This window comes from Pseudoalteromonas sp. B62 (genome assembly GCF_037162565.1).
GTDB classification, from domain to species: domain Bacteria; phylum Pseudomonadota; class Gammaproteobacteria; order Enterobacterales; family Alteromonadaceae; genus Pseudoalteromonas; species Pseudoalteromonas fuliginea.
Genome location: NZ_JARLVB010000002.1, coordinates 1,176,622 through 1,196,895 on the forward strand (window position 1 = coordinate 1,176,622; position 20,274 = coordinate 1,196,895).

General features: G+C 38.2%; 16 protein-coding genes and 3 pseudogenes. 15 read left to right on the plus strand and 4 right to left on the minus strand.

Annotated features, from left to right (window positions below; genetic code table 11):
- Window positions 1-101: 101 nt before the first annotated feature.
- From P4S71_RS09940 to P4S71_RS09975, 8 genes and pseudogenes are all read left to right on the plus strand, one after another.
- Window positions 102-374 carry an STAS domain-containing protein gene (locus P4S71_RS09940; protein ID WP_007376404.1) on the plus strand — a complete coding sequence of 91 codons (273 nt, stop codon included), beginning with the start codon at window positions 102-104 and terminating at the stop codon, window positions 372-374.
- A gap of 8 nt (window positions 375-382) precedes the next feature.
- Window positions 383-744: pseudogene (locus P4S71_RS09945) on the plus strand (response regulator).
- A 14-nt stretch (window positions 745-758) separates the two neighbouring features.
- A pseudogene (locus tag P4S71_RS09950) lies at window positions 759-2,843 on the plus strand (chemotaxis protein CheA).
- Entirely contained in the window at window positions 2,840-3,325 is a 486-nt protein-coding gene (locus P4S71_RS09955; protein WP_007376407.1) for a chemotaxis protein CheW, read from the plus strand. The pseudogene P4S71_RS09950 and the gene P4S71_RS09955 overlap by 4 nt, the downstream one beginning before the upstream one ends.
- Window positions 3,326-3,380: 55 nt before the next feature.
- On the plus strand, window positions 3,381-5,687 hold the full coding sequence (locus P4S71_RS09960; protein ID WP_033016339.1) for a methyl-accepting chemotaxis protein: 2,307 nt from the start codon (window positions 3,381-3,383) through the stop codon (window positions 5,685-5,687).
- Between the two features lie 74 nt (window positions 5,688-5,761).
- Window positions 5,762-6,592 (plus strand): CheR family methyltransferase, encoded by an 831-nt coding sequence (locus P4S71_RS09965; protein ID WP_007376409.1) that lies wholly within the window; start codon window positions 5,762-5,764, stop codon window positions 6,590-6,592.
- Window positions 6,576-7,193 (plus strand): chemoreceptor glutamine deamidase CheD, encoded by a 618-nt coding sequence (gene cheD, locus P4S71_RS09970; protein WP_007376410.1) that lies wholly within the window; start codon window positions 6,576-6,578, stop codon window positions 7,191-7,193. Before P4S71_RS09965 ends, cheD begins: the two co-directional genes overlap by 17 nt.
- A gap of 8 nt (window positions 7,194-7,201) precedes the next feature.
- Complete coding sequence (locus P4S71_RS09975) at window positions 7,202-8,233, plus strand: protein-glutamate methylesterase/protein-glutamine glutaminase (protein WP_033030244.1); 1,032 nt, start codon at window positions 7,202-7,204, stop codon at window positions 8,231-8,233.
- Here the strand turns inward: P4S71_RS09975 and P4S71_RS09980 are convergent.
- Window positions 8,230-9,261 carry a polysaccharide deacetylase family protein gene (locus P4S71_RS09980; protein ID WP_337119714.1) on the minus strand — a complete coding sequence of 344 codons (1,032 nt, stop codon included), beginning with the start codon at window positions 9,259-9,261 and terminating at the stop codon, window positions 8,230-8,232. The genes P4S71_RS09975 and P4S71_RS09980 overlap by 4 nt on opposite strands.
- Here P4S71_RS09980 and dinF point away from each other — a divergent pair.
- Complete coding sequence (gene dinF / locus P4S71_RS09985; protein ID WP_337150592.1) at window positions 9,241-10,575, plus strand: MATE family efflux transporter DinF; 1,335 nt, start codon at window positions 9,241-9,243, stop codon at window positions 10,573-10,575. The two genes, P4S71_RS09980 and dinF, sit on opposite strands and share 21 nt — an antisense overlap.
- 13 nt (window positions 10,576-10,588) lie before the next feature.
- Here dinF and P4S71_RS09990 read toward each other — a convergent pair whose 3' ends face one another.
- Both P4S71_RS09990 and nfuA read right to left on the minus strand, forming a co-directional pair.
- Window positions 10,589-10,858 (minus strand): hypothetical protein, encoded by a 270-nt coding sequence (locus P4S71_RS09990; RefSeq protein WP_007376414.1) that lies wholly within the window; start codon window positions 10,856-10,858, stop codon window positions 10,589-10,591.
- Between the two features lie 9 nt (window positions 10,859-10,867).
- Window positions 10,868-11,443: a Fe-S biogenesis protein NfuA gene (gene nfuA / locus P4S71_RS09995; protein ID WP_002959571.1), complete on the minus strand. Its 576-nt coding sequence runs from the start codon at window positions 11,441-11,443 to the stop codon at window positions 10,868-10,870.
- 148 nt (window positions 11,444-11,591) lie between these two features.
- Here nfuA and P4S71_RS10000 point away from each other — a divergent pair, with 148 nt between their 5' ends.
- The 4 genes and pseudogenes from P4S71_RS10000 to P4S71_RS10015 all read left to right on the plus strand — a co-directional run bounded on the left by P4S71_RS10000 (window position 11,592) and on the right by P4S71_RS10015 (window position 18,314).
- Window positions 11,592-14,141 carry a M14 metallopeptidase family protein gene (locus P4S71_RS10000; protein ID WP_337151611.1) on the plus strand — a complete coding sequence of 850 codons (2,550 nt, stop codon included), beginning with the start codon at window positions 11,592-11,594 and terminating at the stop codon, window positions 14,139-14,141.
- A gap of 195 nt (window positions 14,142-14,336) precedes the next feature.
- A complete protein-coding gene (locus P4S71_RS10005) occupies window positions 14,337-15,704 on the plus strand; it encodes an alkaline phosphatase PhoX (RefSeq protein WP_337150593.1) in 1,368 nt (455 codons plus the stop codon).
- Between the two features lie 176 nt (window positions 15,705-15,880).
- Window positions 15,881-16,111, plus strand: a complete 231-nt coding sequence (locus P4S71_RS10010) for a hypothetical protein (protein ID WP_157770528.1) — start codon at window positions 15,881-15,883, stop codon at window positions 16,109-16,111.
- 83 nt (window positions 16,112-16,194) lie between these two features.
- Window positions 16,195-18,314, plus strand: a pseudogene (locus tag P4S71_RS10015) (TonB-dependent receptor).
- Window positions 18,315-18,382: 68 nt separating this feature from the next.
- Here the strand turns inward: P4S71_RS10015 and P4S71_RS10020 are convergent.
- Window positions 18,383-19,060 carry a ComF family protein gene (locus tag P4S71_RS10020; protein WP_337150594.1) on the minus strand — a complete coding sequence of 226 codons (678 nt, stop codon included), beginning with the start codon at window positions 19,058-19,060 and terminating at the stop codon, window positions 18,383-18,385.
- A 74-nt stretch (window positions 19,061-19,134) separates the two neighbouring features.
- On the opposite strand from P4S71_RS10020, the gene bioH reads away from it, so the two are divergent.
- Together bioH and P4S71_RS10030 are read left to right on the plus strand one after the other, a co-directional pair.
- Window positions 19,135-19,872, plus strand: coding sequence for a pimeloyl-ACP methyl ester esterase BioH (bioH, locus tag P4S71_RS10025; protein ID WP_096792264.1), 738 nt, complete (start codon window positions 19,135-19,137; stop codon window positions 19,870-19,872).
- 90 nt (window positions 19,873-19,962) lie between these two features.
- Window positions 19,963-20,271: a hypothetical protein gene (locus tag P4S71_RS10030; RefSeq protein ID WP_007376419.1), complete on the plus strand. Its 309-nt coding sequence runs from the start codon at window positions 19,963-19,965 to the stop codon at window positions 20,269-20,271.
- Window positions 20,272-20,274: the final 3 nt, after the last annotated feature.

The following is a 20,274-nucleotide window of genomic DNA, read 5'->3' on the forward strand; positions in this document are numbered from 1 at the left end:
ACAAAAATTAATTTAATTTTTTTAGGCCCTTTTATGGCATTTTTAATAACTAGGTCTAAGCTTTTATTATGAAATAAATTGACAAGGAATGTACTTACTAAATGTTAAAACTTCCACGTGAACTTGTCATTATGCAAGCTGAAACACTGCATCAAGATTTACTAAAAGAACTCAATAGTAATAATGATATTTGTCTTGATATTAGCGATGTAATGTCTGCCGATACTGCTTCAATTCAACTTTTATGTGCTTTGCAAAAACATCTGCTTATCATTAAGCATAAAATAATTTGGGTAGGGGCGAGTGAAGCATTAACACATTCAATTGAGCAACTCGGTTTAAGTCATTACTTAATACTTGAAAGTAAAGGTTAGGAATTCATATGAAAAAAATTTTAGCGGTTGATGACTCAGCATCAATGCGTCAAATGGTAAGTTTTACTCTAAAAACAGCAGGGTTTGATGTAATTGAAGCAAAAGATGGAAGTGAAGCATTAGCTATCGCTAAACAACAAGATTTTGATGTCGTAATTTCGGATGTAAACATGCCAATAATGGATGGTATTACGTTGATTAGAGAGCTGCGAGGCTTACCTAATTATAAATTTACACCATTACTTATGCTCACTACAGAGTCGGGCTTAGAAAAAAAGTAGAAGGTAAAGCCGCTGGCGCAACAGGTTGGATAGTTAAACCGTTTAACCCAGAACAGCTATTAGCCGTTATTAAAAAGGTTATTCGCTAGCGAAGGAGTATTGTGTGAGTATAGATTTGAGTCAATTTTTTGAAGTTTTCTTTGAAGAGAGTTTTGAAGGCCTAGATACTATGGAGGCTGAGCTTTTAAACTTAGTGCCAGGTGAGGAAGACTTAGAAACTATCAACACTATTTTTAGAGCTGCTCACTCAATTAAAGGGGAAGTGGTACTTTTGGTTTTAGTTCTGTTGCTGATTTTACCCATGTACTTGAAACACTATTAGACCAGATCCGCCAAGGAGAGCGAGAACTTAGCACTGAACACGTTAATTTATTACTCAAAGCAGTTGATTGCTTGCGAGGTTTACTTGCCGCGCTTCAAGCAGATCAAGCGTCTGATTTAACTGAAGCTAATGCTTTGCGGATGCAATTTGAACATGTGTTAGAGAAAAAAGACAACGTATTGGAGAGTAAGCCACAAAACGAAGCTGTGCTATCGACTAGTAACACATATCAAATTAACTTTAAGCCTCATCATCACTTATTTAAAACAGGAAATGAGCCGCTGTACATGATCAGTGAACTTGCTGAGTTAGGTGAATTAAAAACAACCGTTTTTTATGATTCAGTGCCTGATATTACGGAGTTAAGTTACGATGAATGTTTTTTACACTGGCGCTTTTTTAAATACAAGCCATGACGAAAAGGCGATAAAAGAAGTCTTTGAATGGGTAGAAGATGATGCAGATATTACAGTTGAATTATGTGTAAGATCATTTGATGATGAACAACCAGCTAGTATTTCAGATCATAACCATGATTTAGCTCTCTCAGATCAACCTGAAAAATTAGAAAAAATAACAACCTTACCCGCCAAATCAAAACCAAGTAGCAATAAAGATAAAAAAGTCGCTAGTGCGCCAGAGTCAACCTCAATCCGTGTTGGCATTGATAAGGTTGACTCATTAATAAACATGGTTGGTGAACTGGTAATTACTCAAGCTATGCTGAATCAGCTAAGTGAGCAGGAAATAACATCAACGACGATTACTTCGTTGAAAGAGGGTTTAGCGCAACTTGCACACAATACACGTGACTTACAAGAAAACGTAATGCGTATTCGTATGTTACCAATTAATTTTGTATTTAGTCGCTTTCCTCGATTGGTACGCGACATAGCACAAAAGCTAAATAAGCAAGTCGAGCTTAAGTTGATTGGTGAGCAAACCGAACTTGATAAAACCGTGATGGAAAAAATTTCAGATCCTATGGTGCACTTGCTTAGAAACTCACTTGATCATGGGTTAGAAACCGTAGATCAAAGAGTGCTTGCAGGAAAAAATCCAGTGGGAATTGTCACGTTAAATGCATTTCATCAAGGCGGTAATATTGTTATTGAGATAATGGATGATGGTCAAGGCCTTAATACCAAAAAAATTAAAGAAAAAGCAATCGCAAATGAGTTAATTACAGCCGATAGTAATTTAACGGACGATGAAATCAATGAACTAATTTTTATGCCTGGCTTCTCTACTATGGATGAAGTGAGTGAGCTATCGGGTCGAGGTGTAGGCATGGATGTTGTTAAGCGTAACATTCAATCTTTAAATGGTTCAGTTGAAGTAACATCGGCCCCTGGTATTGGTTCAACATTCACAATTCGATTACCGCTTACGTTAGCTATTTTAGATGGTCAGCTCGTTAAAGTCGCTCAACATACCTATATTATACCGCTCATTTCGATTGTTGAGTCATTACAAATTGATATCACAAAAGTAAGTCGAGTGGGTAAAGACCTTGATGTACTCAGACTTCGAGATGAATATATTCCTATTTTACGTCTATACGCTATTTTTAATCATCAAAATGCGATTGAGTCTTTAGATAAAACATTACTCGTAGTAGTTGAAACTGATAACCAAAAAGTAGGACTTTTAGTTGATGATTTATTGTCTCAGCAACAGGTTGTGATTAAAAGTTTAGAAGCTAACTATCACAAAGTTGATGGCGTATCGGGTGCTACTATTTTAGGAGATGGGCGCGTATCGCTGATTGTGGATATTAGTGGCTTAATAAAGCTCTCAGGTTTAAAAAAACCAGGCAGTCAAGAACTAACCATTGAAACGCAAGCCACTTTGGAGGCGTTATGAACTCAGAGCAAAGCCAGCTCAGTAACCAATTAAACCTTCAGCAGCAACAAGGAGTGAAGCAATTTTTAACTTTTATTATGGCTGATGAAGAGTACGGCGTTGATATTCTAACAGTACAAGAAATTCGTAGCTGGGAGGAAATTACAGTACTACCTAACGCACCTGAGTTTGTGAAAGGCGTAATTAACTTGCGGGGCACAATTGTGCCAATTATTGATTTACGTTTACGGTTTGGCTTACCAAGTACTGATTATGGACCATTGACAGTGGTTATTGTTATAAAAATAGAGTTTGAACAGGGCAGTAAAATTATAGGTATTGCAGTAGATGCAGTCTCTGATGTTTACAGTATTGTAGAGCAAGATGCTAAAGCTGTTCCTAGTTTATCTGAATCAAATAATTGTGAGTACGTTGCTGGGTTGGTCAATGTGGGCGATAAAATGGTGGCGTTGATCGACTTACAAAAAACAATGAATATTTAGTTTATAAAATAACTAAATAAAGTAATAAAAAATAAACTTAAAGGTGGTGATGGGCATGGGATGGTTTAGTAATCCAAAACAGTCAGAATCAAGTAATGATTTAATTGTAAGCGCATTAAATAAGTCATTAGCTGTGATTGAGTTTGAGCCAAGCGGAATAATAATTACCGCAAATGCTAACTTTCTTAGCGTAATGGAATACCAATTAGAAGACGTACAAGGACAACACCATTCTTTATTTGTAGATTATGATGATGCTAAAAGTAATGACTACAAAAATTTTTGGCAGCGTCTTCGCAATGGCGAGTTTATTTCCGATGAATTTAAGCGTTTTGCTAAAAGTGGTAAAGAGGTCTGGATTCAGGCTACTTACAATCCAATTATTAACTCTGAGGGCCAAGTACTCAAAGTCGTTAAACTTGCTACAGATATCACAGATCAAAAGTTGGTATCGGCAAATGCTGCCGGACAAATTAGTGCAATTAGTAAATCCCAAGCGGTTATCGAATTTAGTTTAGATGGCAGTATTATTAGCGCTAATGATAATTTTTTAAATGCTCTTGGTTATCAGCTTGATGAAATTAAAGGTCAGCATCATAGATTATTTGTCGCACCGGAATATGCAAATAGCAATGAATACAAAGAGTTTTGGACTAAACTTGGTCGAGGTGAGTTTGATTCAGGTGAGTATTTACGAATAGGAAAGCAAGGCCAAGAAATTTGGATACAAGCCTCTTATAACCCAATCTATGATATGAATGGTAAGCCTTTTAAGGTTATTAAGTACGCTACAAATATTACAGCGCAAAAAGAGCTTGAAAAAGCTTCTAGAAAGGCAGCCGATTTAGCTAATGCCCTAAAAGTTTGCCAGGCAAATGTAATGATTGCCGATGAAGAGCTTAATATTATTTTTGTGAACGATTGCGTTCAAAAAATGCTTAAAATACGAGAAAAAGAACTGCAAACAGTATTACCAAACTTTTCTGTAGATAATCTTATAGGTACCTGCGTTGATGACTTTCATAAGCACCCTGCGCACCAACGTGAGTTACTAAAAAATTTGGATAAACCACATAAAGCTGAATTACTTTTAGCAGGTGTTACTTTTACCTTAATAGCTTCACCTTGGATTAGTCAAGAAGGTAAAAAGTTAGGCACAATTGTAGAATGGGAAGATAGGACTGCTGAAGTTGCTATAGAAAAAGAAATTGCGACGCTCATTAGTGCAGCAGGTAAAGGCGATTTAGATACAAGAGTTATTGAAAATGGAAAAGAAGGATTTTTCTTACGTTTAGCTCAAGGGCTAAATAGTTTAGTTAAAATTGTTGATGATGCTGTCGCCGATACTGGAGATATGCTTGATGCTATGGCAAATGGTGATTTGTCAAAACGAATCGAGAAAGAATATAAAGGCTCATTTGATAAACTCAAACGTGATGCAAATACGACAGCAGATAAGCTCACCGAAGTTATAAATCGGATAAATTCATCGGCTACTTTAGTTGCAAGTGGCGCTGAAGAGATATCTCAAGGCAATGCTGATTTGAGTCAGCGAACAGAAGAGCAAGCCTCATCACTTGAAGAAACAGCATCAAGCATGGAAGAGATGACCAGTACCGTTCGCCAAAATGCTGATAACGCAAAAGTAGCAAATGATTTGGCAGAAGAAACCTGTGAAAAAGCAATACAGGGTGGCGAAGTCGTTAACAGAGCTGTCACGAGTATGTCGGCGATTAATGAATCAAGCAAAAAAATTGCTGACATTATTGGGGTCATTGACGAAATAGCATTTCAGACCAATTTATTGGCGCTTAATGCTGCTGTAGAGGCTGCTAGAGCTGGTGAACAAGGGCGAGGCTTTGCGGTTGTTGCAGGGGAAGTTCGTAACTTAGCTCAGCGCTCAGCGGGCGCAGCTAAAGAAATTAAAGAATTAATAAGAGACAGTGTAGGTAAGGTCGCTGATGGTTCTCAATTAGTTAATGAATCAGGCGCTACACTGAAAGAAATTGTTGTTTCAGTACAACGAGTCACACAAATGATTTCTGATATTACAGAAGCATCCGAAGAGCAAAGCGCCGGTATTGAACAGGTAAATAAAGCTATTTCACAAATGGATGAAATGACTCAACAAAATGCTGCTTTAGTAGAGCAAGCCTCTGCCGCTGGCGAGTCTATGGCTGAGCAGGCAAATGAAATGCGGCGGTTACTCAACTTTTTCTCTTTAGGTCAGCAAGATACAGCGATGATTTCACCTACGATGCGAACGCCAGCGCTATCTCAAAGGCCGCAGAATAATTATATTCGCAGTAAAACGCGAGGAGATAATTTTGTTGACTCGGCAGATGAATGGGAAGAGTTTTAACAACTCACCTTCTCGGCCTCGTTGTTATGTAATTACATTGAGGCATTGCTTGTTGGCTTGATTGAGAGTGAATAATGAAAGAGTTTTTATTTACCGACCGAGATTTTAAAGAGATTGCCGATCTTGTTTATAACGCATGCGGAATTGTATTAGGTGAACATAAACGAGAAATGGTTTATTCGCGTTTAGCAAGACGTATTAGAGAGCGAAACCTTGTTGATTTTAAATCATATTTAGCTTTCTTGAAAAAGAATAAAGATCAAGAGTTCGATGCCTTTATTAATGCTATAACAACGAACTTAACATCTTTTTTCCGTGAAATTCATCATTTTGAATTTATTAAATCTGAACTTATCCCTGTCCTTTTAAAAACAAATAAGCACAGCAAACGCGTGAGATTTTGGTCTGCTGGTTGCTCAACTGGGGAGGAGCCTTACAGTTTAGCAATGACATTAAATGCTGCATTTCCGAGTGATTGGGATGTGAAGATCTTAGCCACAGATTTAGATTCAAACGTGTTAGCAAAAGCGCAAAGTGGCATGTATACCGCTGCAAATGTTAATGGACTCAGTGAGCAGCAGCTCAAGCGTTGGTTTTTAAAAAGTAAGGATGGTGAGGCATATAAAGTAAAGCCAAAATTGCAGGAATGTATAGCGTTTAAACGTTTAAACTTATTACAAGAGTGGCCAATGAATGGTCCTTTTGATCTTATTTTATGTCGTAATGTAGTTATTTACTTTGATAAAGAAACGAAAGATCAGCTTTTTGAACGCTACGCTAATATATTGAGTGAGCAAGGGCATTTGTTCTTAGGTCACTCAGAAAGTATGGGTAAAGAGCATTCTCAATATAAAAACTTAGGTAAAACGATGTATCAAAAGGGCAGTAATGCACGCGGAATTTAGAACAGTATTACCTAGCTTTGAGCATATTAAGCGGTATTGGGATTCAGGTCGGCAGAGCGTTGTTGCCAAAGTGCTCCCTGGTGAGTTCTATGTGTCAAAAAACAATGAACTTATCTCAACAGTACTCGGTTCGTGTATTGCGGCTTGCGTTTATGACGAAGTACTAGGAATTGGCGGGATGAACCATTTTATGCTGCCAATTCAAAAAGGAGTGGAGCTTAATAATGCACATAGCTTAAGTTGTCGTTACGGTAACTGGGCTATGGAATATTTAATAAACGAAGTGCTAAAAAATGGAGCTTCACGTCGAAACTTAAAAATTAAGCTGTTTGGTGGGGGGAAAATTATTAGCGCGATGACTGATATCGGTTTGGGTAATATTAGTTTTGCTACCGCTTATGTTCAAGAGGAAGCCCTTAATTTAGTGGCGCATGATATGGGAGGCCCTTGGCCAAGGAAAATATTTTTTCATCCCCACACTGGTAAAGTTCATATGAAAAAGTTGAAAAACCTACATAACAATACTATTGAGAAGCGTGAAGTTCGTTATTTACAAAGCCTTAAAAAACAAGATGTAGTTACGGATATTGAACTGTTTTAGGTGTGTTTATGATTAAAGTACTCATAATAGATGACTCTCCTTTAATTAGGCGATTACTCACTGACGTTTTACAGCAAGCTGAAGATATTACAGTTGTAGGTAGTGCTGAGGATCCATATAAAGCACGAGAAATGATTAAACAACTTAACCCTGATGTACTTACATTGGATGTAGAGATGCCAAAAATGGACGGTATTAGCTTTTTAAAAAATCTAATGCGCCTAAGGCCAATGCCTGTAGTGATGATTTCTACATTAACACAAAAAGGTTCACCAATTACATTAGAGGCACTAGAGCTCGGTGCGATTGATTTTATAGCTAAACCAACGGCTAATATAAAAGATAAAATAAGCCAATATGCGTATTTAGTTCAGCAAAAGGTACGAGTAGCCGCTGGTGCAAGAGTTAGAAGTTATAAAAAAGCGTTACCATCGAGTGATCCTTTACCTATCAATGCTCAGTTTTTATTAAATAAAGTTATTGCTATAGGCGCATCAACCGGGGGTACTGAAGCGATAAAAGAAGTATTAATAAAAATGCCTATTAATTGCCCGCCGATTGTTATTACTCAACATATTCCCCCTGTATTTAGTACTTCGTTCGCTTTAAGGATGGATCGTACATGTATCATTAGTGTTAAAGAAGCAGAGCAGGGTGATAAGCTAGTCGCAGGTTGCGCTTATATTGCTCCTGGTGGTTTGCATTTAACCATTAAAAAATATGGGGGACACTTATATTGTGAACTTGATGATAATGAGCCTGTAAATCGGCATAAACCAGCAGTGGATGTATTGTTTAATTCATTAGTAGAAATTAACGCTAAGAATGTTGTGGCAGCGTTGTTAACCGGAATGGGGAGTGATGGCGCAAAAGGATTGCTCGCTTTAAGGGAAGGTGGCGCGTACACACTAGCTCAGGACGAATTTTCGTCTGTGGTTTGGGGAATGCCAAAAGCTGCTGTGGAGTTAAACGCAGCAAACGAAGTTGTTGCGTTGGATAAGGTAACTGAGCGGCTATTGAATCAGGCTATTAAAGTTTAATTATTTTCAATAACCCACGGCTGTGAGAACCAATAATAGTCACTCGGGTTTTTAATCGAAGGCGCAGTGCAATTAAAGCGAGAACGGCCATTATTTAGCTCTTTTGGAGAAGTGACTTCAACCGTATTTTTACTTATCCAATTTAAGCTTGCTTGGCCAATATTTGAGACATAGCAGGCAAACTGTGTTTTATGAAAATCTCCCATTTCAAACTCTATGGTTAGTGTTGGTGGGTTTTGTGTTGTCACGCTATCTTGATACGTTAACTTTGTAATATTAAAAGCATGAGAATTTAGTTTTGTGATTAACGTATCTAGTTTACTGTAAAACCCAGAAGCTGGGAAACGCGGCAAGCGACTGAAGTTTGAGTTTTTATTCACCGCCCCAGAGTGTTGACCAATACCTATAAAGCCAAGATCAGTCACAAGAGCTTGTAATTCGTTATTAAATTCACCATACGGGTAGGCTAAATATTTGTAGTCTTGGCCAACCTCTTCTTTTATACGTTGTTGTGAATACAAAATATCTTGTTTGATACGTATTTTCCACTGGGCATCCGTTTCGTTATCAAGTTTAATATGCAAATAATCATGTTGAGCACTGTGGTTGCTTATAAGCGCGCCCTTTTTGCTAAGCTCTTTGAGTTTATCCCAGCCCATTACATAACTTTGGCCTTCATCAATTAATTTTGGATTTACAAAAATAGTATATGGATAATTAAATTTCTCTAAAATTGGCGCTGCTTCGTCGTAATTGTTGTTGTAACCGTCATCAAAAGTGATTGCGATGGTTTTCTCAGGTAATGTTTTACCTTGCTGAAGTGCATTTATTAGTTCATTAAGAGGAATAACGTTAAAGTTATGCTCTTTCAAATAGCTTAAATGTTTAGTGAATGTATTCGCGCTAACACTCGTTACGGCAGGAAGGCTTTCACTAACATGATGGTATTGTAAAATAACAGCAGCTTGAACTCGTAGAGATACACTAATGAGAGAAAATAATACTAAATGAAACAATTTCTTATACATAATAAAGCACACCATAAAAGCTTGTTGTTGTTAGCCGGTCCGATGATTCTATCAAATATCACAGTACCACTGTTAGGAATTGTTGATACTGCTGTCATTGGGCACTTAGGGAGCGCTCACTATTTAGCGGGTATTGCGCTTGGTTCTGCTGTTATTTCTATTTTATTTTGGCTAGCGGGATTTTTAAGAATGAGTACGACTGGCATGGTCGCTCAGGCTTACGGAGAAAATGATTTAACTCAATTAGCCGCCTTACTTAAACGTAGCTTATTACTTGCAAGTCTTGTTGCTGTACTACTTATCGCTTTATCTCCTTTGATAAAACATGCTATTGCATTTTTATCTGCTGCTAATAGCGATGTACTCACACAAGCATATCAGTATTTTAGTATCCGCATTTTTAGTGCTCCAGCAGCATTGTGTAATTTAGTGTTACTGGGTTGGATGCTTGGTGTACATTACGGGCGAGGGCCATTTTATTTATTATTAGTAACAAACATAGTCAATATAATACTCGATATTTACTTTGTTGTTTACCTTGATTGGGCGGTTGCTGGTGCTGCATGGGCGTCACTTATTGCTGACTATACCGCACTAATTTTTGCACTTTTTTTAGTGGTTAAACTAGCTAAAAAACAAGATATTGAGCTCAATGTACCGAATTGGTTGAGTATTAGCAAAATGGCTGAATTATTGAGTTTGAATCGCGATATTTTTATTCGCTCTTTAATACTGCAATTATGTTTTAGCTTTATGACATTTTATGGTGCACGTATTGGCGAAACGACACTCGCTGCTAACGCCGTGCTACTTAACTTTTTGATGTTAGTTAGTTTTGCTTTAGATGGTATTGCATATGCTAGTGAGGCAAAAGTAGGGCAAGCAAAAGGCCAAAAAAGTGTAAGTAATATAGAGTTATGGGTAAAAATCAGTGTATTTTGGGGAATGATGTTTGGATTGTTGTATAGCCTGTTTTTTGCCGTTTTTGGTGCTCAGATTATTATGCTTTTAACCAATGTGCCAGAGGTTATTAATGAGGCGACGCTTTATTTGCCTTGGGTTATTGCACTTCCATTACTTGCTATGAGTTGTTTTTTATTTGATGGTGTTTTTGTGGGTTTAACACGTGCAAAAGATATGCGTAATAGTATGCTTTTTTCGGCTACAGTTGGATTTTTTGGGGTGTTTTGGATATTTAACGAATTACAAAATAATGGACTATGGTTAGCTATGAGCTGTTTTATGTTAATGCGGGGCGTGACTTTGATTATTAAATACCAAAGGCTTAAAGAAAATAACAAGCTATTAGATTAAGTGCGATGATTATTTATTTCCATAAATCGGGATCGTGATTTTTTGGGCCAATGCCTTTAATTACTTGTGAAAAGCGGTTAGCAAAAATCCCGCAATAACCCCAAGCTGCAAAAAACAGTGCAGGGACTAAAATTGCAACGCCAATTATTTGCAAACTGTAATGAGTGTAATACCCAAGGGAGATGAATACCACGGCTAGCACAAATAGTGCTAAGCCGCGAAAAAAGCGCTTTAAGCTAAGTTTAGGGTTACTCCCTAAACGATAGATAAGTGGCTTTAGCATTTATAATAATTAATAGTAAGAGTGATCGCCCGCTTCGTGCTCTGTAATATCAGCAACACCGGTGATTTCTTCAAATTTAGCGATCATTTCTTTCTCGATGCCTTCTTTTAGCGTTACATCGATCATAGAGCAACCATTACAACCACCACCAAACTGAAGTATAGCAATGCCTGCAGCTGTTATTTCTACTAGACTTACTTGGCCGCCATGGTTTGCTAGTTGCGGGTTTACTTCAGTTTCAAGCATGTGCTGCACGCGTTCATTTAATGATGCATCATCACCAATTTTACGAGCTTTAGCATTCGGCGCTTTTAGCGTTAATTGAGTGCCCATTTTGTCAGTAACAAAATCGATCTCGGCTTCTTCTAAAAATGGCGCACTTTCTGCATCTACAACAGCATCAAAACCATTGAAATTTAGACGAATATCGCTGGCTTCAACAGCGTCTTCTGGACAATAAGACACACCACATTCCGCTTGTGATGAACCAGGGTTTACAACAAAAACACGAATATTGGTTTGTTGTGATTGATCTGCTAATAGTTTAGCAAAATGCGCTTGCGCTGTTTCGGAAATAGAAATCATAAAAACGGCTTTATACCTGACTAAATTACTCGGATACTGCATATCATACTCCGCTCATCGTGTTGCGGCTAGTGTTGAGCGTAAAAAGTTGGCATCTATTTTAAGCAATGGTAGCGTGCAATTAACAAACATTTTTAGAGTGATTTATATGCGGTTCATGTTAACAATAATGGTGGTACTACTGAGTTTTTCAAGTATGGCAAAGCCACTATCTTATTATTTTGAGCAAGATGTTCAATTTGACCCTACCATTCCCACCCCTGAAGCAGTGCTAGGTTATCAAGTGGGGGAGTGGCATGTAAGACACGACCAGTTAGTGCGCTATATGGAAGTACTTGCGAAAAAAAGTGACCGCATAAACTTTGAAATTATTGGCCGTACACATGAGCAACGCCCGCTTGTGATGCTAACAATTACTGCCGCCAACAAGTTGCCAAACATAGAGCAAACTCGCCAAGCTCATTTGGCGCGTTTAAGTAACAACACTGACAAAACTAAAGACCAACCTGCTGTTGTCTGGATGGGTTATAGTGTACACGGCAATGAATCATCGGGCAGCAACGCTTCATTATTGGTAGCCTATTATTTAGCAGCTGCTCAAAGTGCTGAAATAGATGAGCTATTAAATAACACAGTTATTTTACTCGACCCTTCACTTAATCCTGATGGGCTTGCTCGTTTTGCTAATTGGGCCAACAGTAACCGAGGTATGAACTTATCGTCTGATCCTAAGACCCGTGAACATGTTGAAAATTGGCCAAGTAGCCGTACTAACCATTATTGGTTTGATTTAAATCGTGACTGGTTATTACTACAGCATCCTGAATCGCGCGCGCGAATTGCCAAATTTCATCAGTGGAAACCAAATATTTTAACTGACTTTCATGAAATGGGGCCAAATAGCAGTTACTTTTTTCAGCCAGGTATCCCAAGTCGTAAACACCCAATAACACCAGATGAAAATGTAACTTTAACGAAAGCGATTGCCAACTATCATGCAAAAACTTTAGATGAAAATAACGCACTTTATTTTACAGAAGAAAGTTTTGACGATTTTTATTACGGAAAAGGCTCGACCTACCCGGATGTAAATGGTGGTGTAGGCATTTTATTCGAGCAAGCGAGTTCTCGTGGGCATATTCAAGAAACTATAAACGGACCTTTAAGCTTTGCATTTACTATTAAAAATCAGCTATTAACGAGCTTATCAACCTTTAAAGCAGCCATTGATAATCGCCAGGCGTTACTAGATTACCAAGCGAAGTTTTATAATCAGGCAGCTGATTTAGCCAGTGACGAGAGCTTTGAAGGTTATGTTGTTGAAGGCGCGAGCGACAACACCCGTACTAAGCACTTTTTAGAATTACTAAAACAGCATCAAATTAACGCTTACCCACTTACTAAACCATTAAAAGCAAATGGAAAAAGTTTTAGTACTCATAGTTATTTTGTGCCATTAGCGCAACCGCAATACCGTTTAGTAAAAGCTATTTTTAGTGAGCAAAAAAACTTTGCTGATAATACATTCTATGATGTTTCGGGTTGGACTCTAGCGCATGCTTTTAATTTACCGTTTGCAAAAGTTAAAAGCAATTGGGGCTTAGATGTTGCAGATACTGCTTGGAATAAAGCGGTAAAAACATCTTTTTCCGATTTAAAAAATGGTTATGCCTTTGGTTTTGCATGGGACGATTATTTAGCCCCTAAAATGCTCAATACTTTACTTAAACAAGGTATTAAAGCACGCGTTGCATTGAGCTCATTAACTGCTAAATCAACATCGGGGGAGGTAAACTTCGAACCAGGTAGTATTATTATTCCAGCAGGCCTACAAACAAATATCGATTGGGTTGCCCAGCTTAGTAAAGCACAAAGTGAATTTGGTATTGCAATTAAACCAATTACATCAGGTTTAACAAGTAAAGGCGCTGATTTAGGTTCACGATCAATGGCCGTTGTTAGTGCGCCAAAGGTACTGCTTATTGGTGGGCAGGGCGCGAGCCAGTACGAAGTAGGCGAAGTGTGGTATTACCTAGATCGCTTTGTTGGCGCAGCGCCAACAATTGTTGAAATGAACCGCTTTAGCTCACTTGAGCTAAGTGATTACAGCCATATTGTACTTGCTCATGGCAATTACAATAGCTTATCTGATGCCGACAAAGTGGCAATTAAAAGCTGGGTAAGAAAAGGTGGTGTTATTTGGGGTCATAAAGGGGGCGCTAAATTTTTAGTTGATCAGCAAATACTTAAAGCAAGTTATCTATCACGACAAGATGTAGCGAGCGCATTTAATACGACAGGTTTAAGTTATGGCGACAAAGATCATTTAGCTGGACGTCAGCGCATTGCAGGTGCCATTTTTAATACCAATGTAGATTTAACTCACCCACTTAGTTTTTCACTTAATCGTAATACATTACCGGTATTTAAAAACAGCACATGGTTACTTGAAGCTTCCGATGCGCCGTTCGTAAATGTACTTACCTACACTAAAAAACCATTATTGGCAGGTTTTACTGATGCCGTTAATGTTGAGCAAGTTGCTGGTGGTGCTGGCTTAATTGCGCACTCATACGGGCGAGGCACTGTGATTGGTATGACCGACGATCCTGTATTTAGAGGTTACTGGTATGGTACTAGTCGACTGCTAAGCAATGCTTTATTTTTTGGACATACCTTTAGGGCAAATGGCGAATAATAATTACTTTTTGAATTTAAAAACAGGCTTTTATATAGCCTGTTTTTTGTTTAATGACTTTTAGTTATTAATTATATTACCTCCCTGCTTGCTATATGACATTTTCATGAATTTATAGCCCGAGTGAGTTTTTATAATTATTTTTAATTTATTATCTACCTTCATTTAAAAGTATTACCTTTACAGGGCTTAAATATGATTTCCAGAAGACAGTTTCTTTTGAGTGCTGGCACACTCGCATTTATTGGTCTTTCCCGAAGTGCATTTGGTAAAGTTACTTTAGCTAACTTGACCGATAGTGTATTGGCATATGGTTCTTTAATTCCTGACTCTAATAAATTACTCGATTTACCTGCAGGTTTTAGTTACCGCGTTATTTCTCAACTGGGCGATAAAATGGACGATGGCTTATCTGTGCCAGATAAAGCCGATGGTATGGGGTGTATTGCGCTTGATAATGAAAGAGTGGCATTGGTACGTAACCATGAGCTTTCACCAAAAAATATTAAGCAGGCGGCAACAAGTATTAAGTTGCATAAAACGCCTTTAGCTTACGATATATTTAATGATGGTGTAGCGCTCCCTGGTGGTACAAGCCACATTATTTACAATATTAAAGAGCATAAAAAAGAACAAGAATTTCTATCGCTCTGCGGAACAATACGTAATTGCTCTGGTGGTATTACTCCTTGGGGAAGTTGGCTTACGTGTGAAGAAACCGTTGCGGATCAAGCTGATGGATTAGGTAAATCTCACGGTTACATATTTGAAGTGCCCGCAACGGCAAAAGGTCTGGTAAAACCAGAACCACTTGTTGCAATGGGGCGCTTTAATCATGAAGCGGCTGCAATAGATCCACGTACAGGCATTGTTTATCTTACTGAAGACAGAGGGGATAGCTTATTTTATCGTTTTATTCCTAATGAATACGGCAAGCTTAAAAACGGCGGCAAGTTGCAAGCGATGGCTATAAAGAGTACTCCACAGTTTGATACTCGAAATTGGAGTGAAGCAATAATGCCTCTACATACCAGTTTTGATGTTGAGTGGGTTGATTTAGATGAGCCACAAAGTCCTAAAGATGATTTAAGAGTACGTGGACATAAGCAAGGTGCTGCACTTTTTGCTCGAGGTGAAGGTGTGCATTGGGGTAATAAAGAGCTTTATTTTTGCTGCACTAATGGCGGTAAAAAACAACTTGGGCAAGTTATGAAATACCAACCCTCAGAGTTTGAAGGCAAAGAGAATGAAAGCTCATCACCAGGGACAATGCAATTATTTGTAGAAAGTGAAGATAAATCGTTGTTTAATTTTGGTGATAATTTAACGGTTGCACCTAATGGGCACTTAATCGTATGTGAAGATCAGTATACCGACGTAGTAGACAACCATTTACGTGGTGTAACACCTAGCGGAGATGTGTATACCTTTGCTCGCTTAACCGCGCAAACAGAGCTTGCTGGCGCGTGCTTTTCACCTGATGGTAACACGCTATTTGTAAACGTATATTCACCCACTAAAACACTTGCTATTACAGGCCCGTGGGATAGCTTTAAAGTATAAAAGATTGACCCTGTTGAGAGGTTTTTTAACAGGGTCTATATGCGAAGTAGATAAAAAGTAAATTAATATATCGACACAAATGTAAGTAACGTTATATTATATCTATTATGCCGAGGCTTACATTAGATTCACTTAGAAACCAAACAACACCACTAAAATATATATTAGTGTTTGTTGTGCTATCCAGTGTTTTTTCTGCTTGGCACGACACTTCTCACGTATTAAAAACGGGTCAAGAATGTGAGCTATGCTCAAGCTCTCTTGATTTAGACGATTCCATACCCGGCAAAGTAACTCTTTTTGAGTCAGACGTTCATTCTTTTTCTTCAGTAAAATTAAATAGTCAGCATTTTTACAGTGTATTTGTTGCAATCACAGGTAACAAAGACCCACCCGTCGTTTTTTAAAGCTAACCAGTTAAATGTATTTCAAACGCTCGTTATTTAATGATAACGAGTAAGTTTTATTGTGTATTTTTAGAGATAACGACATGAAAAATAATTATTCGCCTTTAGTGATTGCCTTATTAACAGCAATGAGTAGCACGGCATATGCAGCTGACAAAAACATCCAAAAAGATGAAACAGATATAGAAAGAGTGCTAATTACGGCTTCTCCGCTAAAGCGCACCGTGCTTGAATCAAGTACACCTGTAACCATTTTGAGTGGTGAAGCGCTAGATCAAAACCAAGCTGCAACGTTAGGTGATACTTTAAAGAATGTACCTGGAGTACATAGCTCTTACTTTGGTCCTGTTGCAAGTAGCCCCATTATTCGTGGCCTAGATGGACCGCGAATTAAGGTTGTGCAAAATGGTTTAGGTGCGTCTGATGCATCGCGCGTAGGGCCGGATCATCAAGTATCAACTGAAACATCTACCGCCACTCAAATTGAGGTACTAAGAGGCCCAGCTACGCTTTTATACGGAAGCGGTGCTATTGGCGGAGTGGTAAATGTGGTTGATAACCGCTTACCCATACAAAGGCAGGAAGGCGTAAGTGGTGAAGTATTTGCACAATACGATAATGTTGCTGATGCTAAAACACTTTCAACAGATTTAAATGCAGGTTCAGGTGATTTCGCTTTCCATATTGATGGATATACCCGAAAAACCGATGATTATAAAATCCCAGTGCCGGCAAATATAGATGAAGAGGGCGGTAGCACAACTCTTGCAAACTCAGACATTGATGCCAGTGGTTATAATCTAGGTGCGGGTTGGATAACCGATGATACACGTGTTGCGTTTTCGTATGGACATATGGACTCTGAGTACGGTTTACCGGGCGAAGAAGGCGTGTTTATAAAGTTAGACCAAGATCGCTATCAAGGCGTAGTTGACTGGAATAATTTAGATGGCTTTATTCAAGCCGTACATTGGCAAAATGCGTATACAGACTATGAACACTCAGAAATTGAAGGTGAAGAAATTGGCACTACGTTTAAAAACGAAAGTATAGAGTCTAGATTATGGGCTGAACATGCACCTGTATATGGCTGGAAGGGGGTTGCTGGTTTACATTATAATAAAAGTGATTTTGAAGCGATAGGTGAGGAAGCATTTACTCCTCCCACTAAAACAGACAGTATTGCTGCTTTTTTAATGGAAGAAAAAAAGTAGGCCCACTTTTATGGCAACTTGGTACTCGTTTTGAGCAATCAACGCATAATGTAAATAATGACTTTTTTACTGAGCTAAGTGCATCAAATGATATTTCGTTCGAAAATAAAGATTACACAGCCGTATCAGGCTCTGCTGGAGTGGTTTGGAGTATTGACGATAAACACTCACTTGCTTTTAATTATGCCTATTCACAACGTGCACCATCAGCTTCAGAAATATATGCATATGGTCCTCATATTGGATCGGGTACTTATGAAATAGGCGGTGGGTTTGAGCTTAACGACGACAACGGCCAATATAATGTTGTGCAAACTGGTGAAAGCATGGACAAAGAGGTCTCAAATAATTTAGACATTACTTATCGTTACAATGCAGATACATGGAATGCCAGCGTTAGTGTGTTTAATAATGAGGTTAATAATTATATTTTTGAAGATTTTACAGATTTAGTTATTAGCGATGGTGCCTTTATTACATCAGCTGACTTTGAGGAGCAAGTTGCTATATCAGGTGAGCCAGATGAAGAAACCGATGGCTTACCTGTTGTGTTGTTTGCACAGCAAGACGCACGCTTATACGGCTACGAGGCACAAGTTGATTGGCATTTAAATGATGACTGGCGCTTAGAAGTTTTTACCGATTATACACGCGCTAAATTAGATGCAGGCGGTAATGTACCAAGAATACCACCAATGAGATTTGGATCATCTGTGCACTACGAGTATGGAAATTGGCATACTGAAGTAGAAGTTATCCGTAACAGTAAGCAAGATAAAATAGCCGAAAATGAAACTAATACAGATGGTTATACTATGCTTTCTGCTTCAGCTAATTATTATCTTGATTTAGGCGATGTTGATATGACTATTTATATTAAAGGCGAGAATTTAGCTGATAAAGAAGGGCGGGTGCATTCTTCATATTTAAAAGATGAAGCACCTTTACCTGGTCGTTCAGTTAGCTTGGGTGTAAGAGCTCGCTTTTAATCGTTAATAACTAACCATTAAAATCACTAAAGCAAGTGAGTCGCTATAAAGGGTGATACTCACTTGCTTTAAATAGGTGTTAAACAGGTTACAAAAGCCCATACTTGTTTAGCGCCAGCTTGTTTTAATGTATGAGTCGCTGCATTTAATGTAGCGCCCGTTGTCATTACATCATCAACAATAGCGACGGCTTTACCGCGCATATCCTGTGTACAAATAAAGGCATTTTTTAAATTTTTCATACGCTTTGCTTTTGATAGTTTTGACTGAGCCTGTGTTTTTTTGTCGCGAATAAGTACGTTACTCAATGGTAAGTAATTAGTTAAACATGGATACCATACTTGGCTAACTTGATTAAATCCACGGTCAAAAAAACGATTTTTATGCAGTGGTAAAATAACAAAAGCATCAGGTAAGTTTTGGCTCTGAGCAAACAGTTGTACAAGCTGTTTTTTAATGACTTGCTGCAATGCCTTTTTATAATGAATTTGGTTATTAAATTTAAGTTGCTTAAGCCAGTGCTCAAATGGAGGTTGATAAAATGCGCATGCAAATAACATATCAAACTCACAATTGGGAAACATTTCAACAATATCGGGGCGATGAAGTAAATTGGTATGCTCGTTTAAATTAAACAATGGCAAGTCTTCTAAACAATGTTCACACAGTCCTAATGATGCGTTAATAATACACTGGCACTGAACGCAGTAAGCAGGAAATAACCAGTTAAAAATGGCTTTATTCATTGATTTGAACCGTACATTGCAATCATCTCTTTAATCGTTATTATGAGCTTAAGTTTGGTTAAGATTATGCAAATATGCAAAACGAATTAGTGTTATTACATGGTTGGGGAATGAATCAGGGGGTATGGCAGTTGGTTCAGCCAGAGCTTGAATTTTTATATTCAGGGAATGTACGCAGCCTTGACTTACCTGGGTTTGGTAATAGTATTGCTTGCCCAAGCCCTTATACACTCCATGATGCAGCCGCACTTTTGAGTGAACAACTACAACCACAATCAATTTTAATGGGCTGGTCATTAGGAGGCTTATTTGCACTGTATATTGCTAAGCATTGGCCTGAAAAAGTGTCAAAAATAATATTGGTTGCATCAACGCCATTTTTTGCAGAGCAAATAGATTGGCCTGGTATTAATTCCAAAGTATTAGAACAATTTAAAGACCAACTAGTTAATCATAGAGAAAAAACGATAGAGCGATTTTTAGCAATTCAAGCGATGGGAAGTGAGTCGGCAAGGGATGATATAAAGCAACTTAAACTATTACTAAATCAGTACAGCGCACCAAATACTGAAGCGCTTATGGCAGGTTTGGATATTTTAAAAAACGAAGACTTGCGTGAGTTATTTACTCGTTGCCCGGTCTCTATTAAAGGTATATTCGGGCGTTTAGATGCACTTGTACCTTATAAAGTGATTGCGGAAATATCAGCACTAAATACTGAGTTTGAATATGAAGTGCTTGATAAAGCATCGCACGCCCCATTTATTTCTCATAAGAGAGAGTTTTTATCTGTCGTTAAATCAATGCTTTAAAATTGAGCTGAAAATAGCGCAGTTTAAAGCTTTATTTTGTGCATAACCTGAGCGATAATTAAGCAATGTTAATTTGGTGGAGGTTTTAATATGCCAATCGGATCTGTATTTAATAACGGTGTTGAAGGATTTAATCGTGCTAGCCAAGGTATCGAAAAGGCCAGTGCTGAGATTAATCGTGCCAATATTGAACAGCAAGACGACGCGCAGTTAGCGCAGCAACGTCAGCTTACGGCAGCACGCCCTGAAGAAGCTATTACTGCACCTGTAGCACAACCTGCCCGTGTTGATGAAGCGCTTGTTAACTTAAAAGTTGAAGAGTTTAATGCCAAGGCAAATACGCAATCAATTCAAACGGCCGATGATGTACTTGGCACGTTAATCGATATTAAAGTTTAGTAT

Excerpts from the sequence above, each read along its gene's own strand:
- P4S71_RS09975 (WP_033030244.1), top strand. The coding sequence starts at position 7,202 with ATGATTAAAGTACTCATAATAGATGACTCTCCTTTAATTAGGCGATTA.
- bioH (WP_096792264.1), top strand. The coding sequence starts at position 19,135 with ATGCAAAACGAATTAGTGTTATTACATGGTTGGGGAATGAATCAGGGG.
- P4S71_RS10030 (WP_007376419.1), top strand. The coding sequence starts at position 19,963 with ATGCCAATCGGATCTGTATTTAATAACGGTGTTGAAGGATTTAATCGT.
- P4S71_RS09980 (WP_337119714.1), bottom strand. The coding sequence starts at position 9,261 with ATGTATAAGAAATTGTTTCATTTAGTATTATTTTCTCTCATTAGTGTA.
- P4S71_RS09960 (WP_033016339.1), top strand. The coding sequence starts at position 3,381 with ATGGGATGGTTTAGTAATCCAAAACAGTCAGAATCAAGTAATGATTTA.
- P4S71_RS10000 (WP_337151611.1), top strand. The coding sequence starts at position 11,592 with ATGCGGTTCATGTTAACAATAATGGTGGTACTACTGAGTTTTTCAAGT.
- P4S71_RS09965 (WP_007376409.1), top strand. The coding sequence starts at position 5,762 with ATGAAAGAGTTTTTATTTACCGACCGAGATTTTAAAGAGATTGCCGAT.
- P4S71_RS09940 (WP_007376404.1), top strand. The coding sequence starts at position 102 with ATGTTAAAACTTCCACGTGAACTTGTCATTATGCAAGCTGAAACACTG.
- dinF (WP_337150592.1), top strand. The coding sequence starts at position 9,241 with ATGAAACAATTTCTTATACATAATAAAGCACACCATAAAAGCTTGTTG.
- P4S71_RS09955 (WP_007376407.1), top strand. The coding sequence starts at position 2,840 with ATGAACTCAGAGCAAAGCCAGCTCAGTAACCAATTAAACCTTCAGCAG.
- nfuA (WP_002959571.1), bottom strand. The coding sequence starts at position 11,443 with ATGATTTCTATTTCCGAAACAGCGCAAGCGCATTTTGCTAAACTATTA.
- P4S71_RS10005 (WP_337150593.1), top strand. The coding sequence starts at position 14,337 with ATGATTTCCAGAAGACAGTTTCTTTTGAGTGCTGGCACACTCGCATTT.
- cheD (WP_007376410.1), top strand. The coding sequence starts at position 6,576 with ATGCACGCGGAATTTAGAACAGTATTACCTAGCTTTGAGCATATTAAG.
- P4S71_RS10020 (WP_337150594.1), bottom strand. The coding sequence starts at position 19,060 with ATGAATAAAGCCATTTTTAACTGGTTATTTCCTGCTTACTGCGTTCAG.
- P4S71_RS09990 (WP_007376414.1), bottom strand. The coding sequence starts at position 10,858 with ATGCTAAAGCCACTTATCTATCGTTTAGGGAGTAACCCTAAACTTAGC.